The organism is Geminisphaera colitermitum TAV2, assembly GCF_000171235.2.
Classification (GTDB): domain Bacteria; phylum Verrucomicrobiota; class Verrucomicrobiia; order Opitutales; family Opitutaceae; genus Geminisphaera; species Geminisphaera colitermitum.
The window spans coordinates 78,035-87,166 of the sequence record NZ_ABEA03000005.1; the positions used below are offsets into that span (position 1 = coordinate 78,035).

7 protein-coding genes are annotated in these 9,132 nt (G+C 60.2%); 1 reads left to right on the forward strand and 6 read right to left on the reverse strand.

Going from position 1 to position 9,132, the window contains the following annotated elements; translation table 11 throughout:
• Positions 1–39 precede the first annotated feature (39 nt).
• The 4 genes from OBACDRAFT_RS00790 to OBACDRAFT_RS00805 form a co-directional block, all read right to left on the reverse strand.
• Positions 40–777 carry a type II secretion system protein gene (locus tag OBACDRAFT_RS00790; RefSeq protein ID WP_043582032.1) on the reverse strand — a complete coding sequence of 246 codons (738 nt, stop codon included), beginning with the start codon at positions 775–777 and terminating at the stop codon, positions 40–42.
• Between the two features lie 35 nt (positions 778–812).
• Positions 813–2,738 carry a glycosyl hydrolase 115 family protein gene (locus OBACDRAFT_RS00795; RefSeq protein WP_232766462.1) on the reverse strand — a complete coding sequence of 642 codons (1,926 nt, stop codon included), beginning with the start codon at positions 2,736–2,738 and terminating at the stop codon, positions 813–815.
• A 28-nt stretch (positions 2,739–2,766) separates the two neighbouring features.
• A complete protein-coding gene (locus OBACDRAFT_RS00800) occupies positions 2,767–3,624 on the reverse strand; it encodes a hypothetical protein (protein ID WP_157836852.1) in 858 nt (285 codons plus the stop codon).
• A 76-nt stretch (positions 3,625–3,700) separates the two neighbouring features.
• Entirely contained in the window at positions 3,701–4,573 is an 873-nt protein-coding gene (locus tag OBACDRAFT_RS00805; RefSeq protein WP_043582035.1) for a hypothetical protein, read from the reverse strand.
• A gap of 452 nt (positions 4,574–5,025) precedes the next feature.
• On the opposite strand from OBACDRAFT_RS00805, the gene OBACDRAFT_RS00810 reads away from it, so the two are divergent.
• Positions 5,026–5,922 (forward strand): alpha/beta hydrolase, encoded by an 897-nt coding sequence (locus OBACDRAFT_RS00810; protein ID WP_081721734.1) that lies wholly within the window; start codon positions 5,026–5,028, stop codon positions 5,920–5,922.
• Positions 5,923–6,085: 163 nt separating this feature from the next.
• Here OBACDRAFT_RS00810 and OBACDRAFT_RS26090 read toward each other — a convergent pair.
• Positions 6,086–6,849, reverse strand: a protein-coding gene (locus tag OBACDRAFT_RS26090; protein WP_088179265.1) for an IS5 family transposase whose coding sequence is annotated in 2 segments (ribosomal slippage) — positions 6,086–6,477 and positions 6,477–6,849 — 765 coding nt in all. Because the reading frame shifts where the segments join, the coding sequence is not laid out codon by codon here.
• A 245-nt stretch (positions 6,850–7,094) separates the two neighbouring features.
• A partial coding sequence (locus tag OBACDRAFT_RS00825; RefSeq protein ID WP_232766464.1) for a beta-mannosidase occupies positions 7,095–9,132 on the reverse strand: 2,038 nt, incomplete at its 5' end.

Consider the following 9,132-nt stretch of genomic DNA (forward strand, 5'->3'; position numbering starts at 1 on the left):
GAGAGGTTGTTGGTCCGGGGGGGGGGGGAGGGGGAGGGATCAGGGCAGGGTGAAGTTGTTGGCCCAGTTGAGTGATTCGCGGGGCACGGTGGCGACGTGTCCGTCAACGAAGAGGACAGGCGTTTTGCCGTCGTTCTTTGGCGCGGCCATGCAGTTGTAGGCTGTCCACTTTCCGTCGCCGCCACCGCCGCTGGTGACGGCGTTTCCCTGCACAACGGCGGCGGCAAGAACCGATGTGCTGGGTTTGCTAACCGCGCTGAAATAAACGTATTTGGCGATCGTGAGTCCTGAATTGAGTCCGTAGCCGGGAATGGAGTCCTCGTCATTGCCGTCGGTGCTGACGTTGATCTCTCCTGCGATGCGTGGACGCCAGAAGATGCTGGCTTTCAGTGCGGCGTTGGTGACTTTGGCGGGATTCACGCCGATGTGGTAGCCCCAGAGGTAGGAGCGCCACAGGGGGGCGTCGGCATTTCGCGGGTAATGAAGAGGCGGCACCTGATCCTTGTTTTCCTGGCCCCACGTCTGGGCGATCACGCCAATCTGGCGCAAATTCGAGATGCTTTTGGCCGCCACCGCCGTCTTTCGCACGGAGGACAATGTCGCCAACAGAATAGCTGACAAAACTCCGATGATCGCGATCACGGTCAGCAGTTCGACCAGGGTGAAGCCAAGGTGAAAACAAGGGCACCGTGCGGAGCCGGACAACAGGCGTAGTTGTTTTTTGGATTCTAATTGGAGTCGGGGGCGGCTGGATGTTTCGGGATCGGGGGTGCTCATGGGATTTTGTCCAGTTTGGATTTTGATTTTATCGATCAGGCAGGGAGGGCGGCAAAGGCGAGAGATTCGATGCGGGAGAGAAGGTGGGCGAGGGCCATTTTGGTGTCGCCGCGATACCAGCCGCGCCAGCGTCCGGTTTCGCCGGTGTGGTATCCGTCGAGCGCGAAACGGAGTCCGGCGGCGGCTGCGGCGAGGTTGGGCTCGGTTGGTTGGAGAAGAGCGGCGAGCGCACGGTAGAGGCCGAGGAGGATTGTCGTCTGGGCAACGAGGTTGGCTTGGAAAAACGAACGGTGGCGCGGAGCGATCCGTGGCGCATGGGCGCGGAGTTCGTCGAGGAGGGCGGCGAGAGCTTGCCCGGCGGTATCCAAAAACGCAGGAAAGCCGGGTGGGAGAATCTCGGGGCGCGCAGCGTTACCCGTCGCGAGGGCATGGACTTCGTTGAAAATGAAGCGGCGGGCGGCGCCGTCATAGAGGCGGAAACCGGGCGAAATCTCCGGGATTGCGTCGAGAAGTTTCTGGTGCAGGGGGGCGAGGCCGGCCGGGGACCAGCGGGCGAGGAAGGCGGCGTCAGTGAGCAGAGCGGCGGATGGCGAGGGTTGGGCGACCTGCTCCATGAAACACTGCGCGGCCATGACGTGCTCGCGGAGGTTGGAGACGTTGAGGAGGGCGTAGCGGGTGTCGCCACGGTCGGTAAGCTGGCGGATGATGCGGTCGATTTTTGAGGGGGGGGGGCCTTGCACGAGATGGGGACCGAAGAGCCAGACGGCGGCGTGGTAATAAACGCCGCAGGGGTTTTGCGGGTCGCGGGGCAGGACGTTGAAATCGTCCTGGAGTTCTTGCGTGAGGTGGTGGTCGGCAAAGACACAGGTGACGCCGGACGGGATGCGTAGTTGTCCGCTAGATACGAGTTCGGCGCCTTCAAGCCAGAGGGTGAGGGTGGCGCGGGGCGCGGGGCGGGGATCAGTCTCGCGGATGATGGCAAGCTGGTCGGCGAGGGCGGCGGCGATGAATTCACCGGCGCGGGCTTGGGCGGCGGGGTCGTGATTCCAGAGGGGGCGGTCGCCGCGTCCGCGAAGGCCGATCTGCCAGATGATACGGTCGCCGGCGATGTCGTGCCAGAGGCGGGCATGGTCGCGCCAGCAGGCGCGCATCACGCCGGGGGCTTCGCGGTAGGAGAAGGGGGCGCCGGTGTAGTTGTTTTTTGAACACCAGGTCTCGTAGGCGAAATGGGAGACGCCGAGGGGTTCGACGTGGTGCTGCGAGACGTAAAGGCCGCGGCGGATGGCGGCGCGGATGAGGTCGGCTTCGGGCGGGTTGGTGAGGTCGTTGAAGGAGGCAGGGATGATGAGGTTGCCGCGCAGGCGGAGGAGCGCCTCGAAAACCATCGCCATGACTTCGGGTGCGGCGATGGGAGTGTAGTATTGAAGGAGGCGGGTTTCGTAGTTGCCCTCGCCGTCAATGGAACGTCCTTCAAATTCGGCGCGGCGTGGCCAGTCGCGGAAGCGTTGGCGGCCGGGTTCGAGCGGCCGGTCGGGCCAGGTGGAGAGGAGGTCTTCGTCGTTGATGAACCAGCCGCGGTAGCGGAAGAGGGGGGGGGGGGAAGTGATGGTTCGCGGGGCGGTGGCGAGGCGGGCGCGGAGTTCTTCCGGTGTGAGCGGAGCGGGTTCGATGTCTTTCCAGAACCAGAGGGGATCGACGCCGAGGAAGCGGTGCGAAAATTCGTAGATGCCGTAAATGGCACCGAGTTCGTCCGCGCCGCTGATGGCAATGGTAGCGGGGAGGGGGGGGGGGGGAGGGAGTTCGATGCGGAAGGTTTCGGGAGGGAGCGAGGGGTCGAGCGTGACGCGGATATGAAGAGGGTGTGTGTCGCGCCAGTCGGGAGGCAAAATTTTGGCGAAATCGCGGTGAAGGTCGTCGAGGGCGGCGGCGAGGCCGGGCGATTGCGTGTTGTTTGTATTCACTATTGAGGAATGGTTGTCGTCATTTTCATCAGCGAATGGTTGCGATGGAGCCTGAAATCGAGAACTCGCCGAGCGCCCAATAAAAGACGGTCGACCGGTCGGCGTCATTGACGGCACCGACAAAATAGATTCCCGCCGCCGTCACGTTTTTGAGCGAGCGCGGCTCGAACCGCGCCTGATGCGGATCGAAGAAGAGGTCTGCGGCGGGGTCGTAGCGAGCCCACCGGGTGTTCCCGACGAACTCCCTGCCGCCGATGGAAACGGGAATTCCGTTGGGCGGATAATCGAAGGTGGTCGAGGAGATGTAGTAATGCTCGCCGAGTTTGACGATCCAGCGACCGGAACAGGGCATTCCGCCCCAGCGGGACACCGCAGCCTTGAGTTCGTCGATTGAGACGGGACCGGAGGTGAAGCCTTCGTTGAAGTCCTCCTGCCTGAAGACGATCGCACCGACGAAACGCACGGTGGAGCCGCGCCAGTCTTGCCCCGCGCGGCTGGCGGACAGGACAATCGCGTTGAGATAACGGACCGGCGAATTGCGATTATCGCCAAACCGGGTGGAGCGTCCGACGTGTTCCCGCAACGAGTCCGCCGTCAGCGTGGTGCTGGTGATCTTGTATCCGCCGTAAAACGCGGGACCGGTGTAGTCAGACGCGGGGCTGAGTGGGACGGTGTCGCTGAAGGCGTTGAGATAAACGTAGGGGTCGCCTGCGGTTCCCATGCCAGAACTGATCACGGTGCGGGCCAGCGGTGTGTTTCCCGACACATATCCGTCTCGGGCGGCGACGGTCGCGCGCCATCCTGAGAATCCGAAGTTGAAAACGACGTCGGAGGCCAGCAGCGACAGTGGTGTCGCCGCAAGGAACAGGCCAGCGATACGGACCAAGGAAGGGACTCTCGGTTGGCGCATCATGTTTCAGGGAAGCATCGGGCCACGGAGGATTTCGAACCGTGGCAAGGAGCTATCGCCGGGTTGCCGGGGAACGGAGAATGCGCCGCAAGGCCGGCACACCGAGGGCGAGCAGGCCGAGCAGCAGGGCCAAGGTGGAGGGTTCGGGGATGAAGGCTCCAGTGACTTCCAGCTTGGTGAAGGTAAAGGCAAATCCAGCGCTGGCTGTGGCAGTAAGGGTCTCGGTGCGCTGAAATTGAACGCCGATGGCGGTTACATTCGCCAGAGAGAGGCTGGTAAACGAAGCGTCTGCCGCGGAAAACGCGAGGTCGGTCGCCGGATTGTAAAGCGCCCAAGTGACCCCACTCAAGCTTCCGCTCGAACGGTCTCCTATGCTGTTGGGAATGAAAAAAGTGCTATTCGACACGTAATAGTTGTCGCCGACTTTGACCACCCAGCGTGCAGCCGTGTTGGTTACGGCGGAGCCAAAATCTGTGACACTTATGTTGAACCCGTCAACGGAGGCAGGCCGCTCCAAATCGAACATCAGCACTCCCTGCGCACTGATCGGATCGCTGGCCCAATTCGGCGACCCCGTGAGTCGATTAACTGTGATGAAAGGACCATCATAGCTGGTGGAAACGTTATTACGAAGATACGCGCTCACGGTCACGTCCCGATTCGTGCTTGATATGCGAAAGCCACCGTAAAACGCGGGACCGTGATAATTGGTGGAGGTGACGAGCGGGGCGGTGCTGAAAGGGATGGAGTAAACATAGGGATCACCTTCCTCCCTGTTGTCCAGCGTGGCCGAACGGTTAAAATCGTAATTGGAACCAACGTATATGGCCGAGTTGAACAAAAACACGGTGTCTGCGAACACCGGTGCGGAACCAAGGGCCAAGCAGGCCAGGAGGAGTGAGGAACGATGCAGGTTGATTTTCATGGGATGGGAGGGTTTCTAAAAAAAAACGGTGTAACTTGAGGAAGGAGGTGTAAATGGCTTTGGAGTTAAACCTGTTTAACTTGGCGAAAACCAGCCCAGCATCGTGCCTACGATCCCGGTCTTTTTTAACCGCGAATGGACGCCAATGTTCGCGTTTCGAGCGCAGCGACAGTCCGCCATAAAGGCTGGGTTTCCCGCAACGGCGCCACGTTCGCAACGGCTCAGACGGGAACCGTTGCGGGCGTGGTGAGCGTGGCGGGAAATCCTTCATTCTGCCCGTCAACGCGCGCAACCATTGGTTTTTATGGCGGAACCTTCCCGGAATCGCCGACCCTCTCATCAGATTCCACTCTGGACGTCCGCCGGATTTCTGGCGAAAGTGAACGGCATCACCCCGTTTTCAATGTCACACCTTGCGGTGATCCACCGGCATCTTCCTTATCATCTCTTTTATGTACCATTCGCCCAAATCCCCTTCCGCCCGTTTCTGCTTCCTGCGTCGCCTGTCGCAATGGGGCGCTGCCAGTTTCGCCATGGTTGCGTTTGCTGTGCTGGTGAGTGCGTCCGAGGTCACAATCCAGCGTGATATTGTTTATTATGCTCCGGCCGGGGAGACCGATGCGGCCATCGATGAGTTTTGCCGGCTCGATCTCTATCTTCCCAAGGTATCTCCCGCCGGAGGTTTTCCCCTGATTGTTTTGTTCCATGGAGGGGGACTCCATACCGGCTCACGGGAGAGGATGGCCGCCTTGGCCGAACGTTTTGCATCGGCCGGGATCGCGGTGGCCAATGCCACTTATCGTCTCCATCCCGGAGTGAAGTTCCCCGTCTATGTTGAGGACGCGGCCCGGGCCGTCGCTTGGGCCGCGCAGCATGGCGAAAGCAAGGGTATGCGCCCGGGGGCGCTCTTCGTGGGCGGGCATTCCGCCGGTGGTTATCTGGCCGCGCTGCTGGCCACGGACGCACAATATCTACGAAAAGCAGGAGTGCCTGACGGAGGTGTTGCCGGATACATTCCCATCAGCGGCCAGTTGATCACCCATTCCCAAGTGCGAGAAGAGCTTGGCCTGACACGACTCAGCATCCTCAGCAATGAGGCCGCCCCGCTGTACCATTTACGCCGGGATATGGCGCCAATCCTGTTTCTCGTAGGCGATAAAGATATGCCGGCACGTGTGGAAGAGACGCGTCTCTTCGTGGCAGCTGCGAATGACATCGCAAAGAACCCCAACGTCTCGGTCTTGGTGGTGCCTGATCGCAATCACGGCTCCATCCGCAGTCGATTGCTCACTCAGGACGACCCGGGCGGCGTGGCGGTAATGGAGTTCATCCGCAAGTGGACCCCGTGAGAAATCTCCGAGGGACTTCAACCCAATTCACCTCTCTCCGGGAGATCTCAAGGTGACTTCTAAGATTACAACAGAGGACGCAGAGGGAACACAGAGAGCAGTGAGGGCACAAGGACTTCTGAGGTCTCAAAAAATTCTCCAGCCTATCATCTAGAGCGTGTAGTCACGAGATTGAAGCCCAGAGGATGGCACACCTGAATTGGACGGCAGCGAGGAAAGAGGAGGCTCGTTTTGCGTATCGGGTTGCGATGCCGCGCCATTGCTTGAGTCGTAGGAATGCATTTTCTACCAGATGCCTGATCCGATAAAGATAAGGGTCATATTCGCGTTGTTCTATGCGATTGGTCTTTGGAGGAATCTGCGGGCAGATGCCTGCGGCCTGCGCCATTTCGATGATGGCGTTGGTGTCATATCCCTTGTCGGCGATCAGATGGTCTGCGGCAATGCCTTCAATCAACCTGCCAGCCTGTGTGCAATCAGCCGTGGAACCCGCTGTAACAATGACTCGCACCGGCATACCATGCGCATCCACGGCCAAATGTAGTTTGGTGTTTCGCCCCCTTTTGTCAGACCGATCGCCTCGTTTCCACCTCTGGCTCCCGCCGCATGCGGATGGATTTTGACATGACTGGCATCAATCATCAGCCACTCGAAATCGGGCTCGTTCATCAGTTCCGACAACAGGCGCTCCCAATGCCCCTTGTCTCTCCAGCGACAAAAACGCCTGTGCGTGTTGCCCCACCCTCCGTAATCCTCTGGAAGATCCCTCCAAGGCGCACCAGTGCGTAAAATCCACAGAACCGCGTTGAGGAACTTGCGGTTGTCCTCCGCCACCCCTCCCCACGCTCCTTTCCTTCCAGGTAGCAGCGGCTCCAGAACGCGCCAAACTCGGTCCGAAATATCGTGACGGTGTTGATCTTTCGCCATGCTGACATTCTCCATCACGAAAAAAAACAGTCAACCTTATCTCGTGACTACACGCTCTAGAGCATTTTCAGTTGATGTGTATCCGTTGTCTTAATGGTAGGGAGGCCTCTCCGAGGCCTCCGTGAGCGTGGTGAGAGGATACGAAATTCATAGGTGGTTGGAGCGTGGTTTCGGAGGCCTCGGAGAGGCCTCCCTACCGTTAAGACGATGACTACAACTCAACTGAAAATGCTCTAGAACCTCCCTCAAGAGTAGGTGTCCACCAGTGATTGATGACGTAGTTTTTTTTCAATGACGACTTTGCTCGTGGCGTGGTCAAGGGTGAGGGTGACTTCCTTTTTCTCACCGGGATAGAGGTCGAAGTAGTTGTCGTCCGCCGCGTGCGTCAGGCCGGGGAGGTCGAAGGCGAAGCGGTGTTGGAAGACGGGCGAGGTGAAGGTGAGCACGAAACGTTTTGAGTCCTTGGGGTCGGGCTGGCGCACGGTGGTCTTGGTTTTCGCACGCGGGAGGGCGAGGAAGCGCGGGGGCGTCAGGAATACGGTGTCCTGACTCACGGTGCGTCCGCCGGTGTCGAGCGCGATGCGCAGATAAAGGTTGTCGCGTCCGTGGCGTTCCATGAGGGAGGCAAGGCGGAGGGTTTTTTGTTTCACGCTTTCGCCGTGGCGGAGGGCGACGGTTTTTTTGCCGGAGAGGAGGATGCGTCCGTCGAGGTGAAAGAGGTCCCAGCGCAGCGTGCCGCGGGCGGGCGCGGGGGCGTCGTAAACGGTGTAAAGGTGGACTTCGTCAACAGTGCTGCGGCGGTAGTTGCCGATGGTCGGGGCTTCGTCGCCGGGGACGTGCGCGCTGGCAATGGCGGGGGCGTTGAAGCGGCGGGCGGCGTGGTGCAGGGCTTTCCAGCGTCCGGTGTGTTCGATGGAGGACCAGGAGGCGACGGGCCAGCAGTCGTTGAGTTGCCAGTAGATCGCGCCCATGCAGCGGGGGGTGAGGCGGCGGTAGTGCTCGATGCCGGTCTGCATGCAGTAGGCTTGGTTGAGTTGGGAGAGGTAGATGAGGGCGTCTTGCGACTTGGGCAGACGGTAGCGGCGGGATACGTAGTCGAGGATGATCTGGTTGCCGGCGCGATTTTTCTGATGATTTTCCATCGTGGGGCCGAAGATGTTGGCGTCACCGGGTGGACAGAAGGTGGCGTTGGTCTGGGGCGAGGAATAGCTTTGCATCCCAAATTCGGATACAAAGCGGAATTGGTATTTTTCGTAGTCTTTGACCGGTTTGCGGGCGTGCCAGACGTCCCAGAAATGTTTGTCGCCGCGTTTCTCGCTGACTTCGTGTCCGCATTCGTAGTCGCCGCTCCATTCGGAGCTGGGCCAGTAGGGGGTGACGCCGTCGTGGGCGGCAATGGCATCGGGGAGGGTTTGGTGGAAGATGCGTTCGTATCCGGCTTTGCTTTCGGGGGTGGCGAGGATGTCGTTTTTGAAGATTTGAACGAGTTCGTTGTTGCCGCACCAAAGGGCGAGCGAGGCGTGGTGGTGGAGGCGACGGACTTGGTAATGGGCTTCGGCGCGGACGTTTTGGACGAAGGCGTCGTTGTGGGGATAGAGGGTGCAGGCGAACATGAAGTCGTGCCAGAGGAGGAGGCCGAGTTCGTCGCAGAGATCATAAAAATGTTCGCTTTCGTAGATGCCGCCTCCCCAGAGGCGTATGCAGTTGAGGTTGGCTTGGGCGGCGGAGTGGAGGTCGCGGGCGTAGTCGGCGCGGGTGAGGTCGGCAACGAAGGAGTGGGCGGGTATCCAGTTGGCGCCTTTGATGAAGATAGGGCGTCCGTTGACGAGGAATTGGAAGGATTCGCCCCACTCGTCGGGGTGGCGGTCGAGCTGGATGGTGCGCAGGCCGACGCGCTTCGCGCGAACATCCAACGTCGAACATCCAACATCCAACGTCGAAGTGGAGGTGAAGGGGGGGGAGGGGGGCTGGTTGTCTGTGGTTGGTTGTTGGCTGTTCGTCGTTGGATGTTGGTTGTTGGATGTTCGAGGTTGGATGTTCGGTGGAGGCGGCGTCGCCGCCTCCACCGTGAGTTCGATGTCGTAGAGGGGTTGCGCGCCTTGTCCGGCGGGCCACCAGAGTTGGGCGTCGGGGATGCGGAGGTTGCGGGGGGGTGGGGGGGGGGAGGATTTCGTGGAGTGCGGCGATTCATCGCCGCTTTGGACGATGCGATTTATCGCGTCGCTCGGCGGAGGGGTGGCGGGCCGTTGAAACGGCCCGTCAAAGCGGCGATGAATCGCCGCA

Excerpts from the sequence above, each read along its gene's own strand:
- OBACDRAFT_RS00805 (WP_043582035.1), bottom strand. The coding sequence starts at position 4,573 with ATGAAAATCAACCTGCATCGTTCCTCACTCCTCCTGGCCTGCTTGGCC.
- OBACDRAFT_RS00810 (WP_081721734.1), top strand. The coding sequence starts at position 5,026 with ATGTACCATTCGCCCAAATCCCCTTCCGCCCGTTTCTGCTTCCTGCGT.
- OBACDRAFT_RS00790 (WP_043582032.1), bottom strand. The coding sequence starts at position 777 with ATGAGCACCCCCGATCCCGAAACATCCAGCCGCCCCCGACTCCAATTA.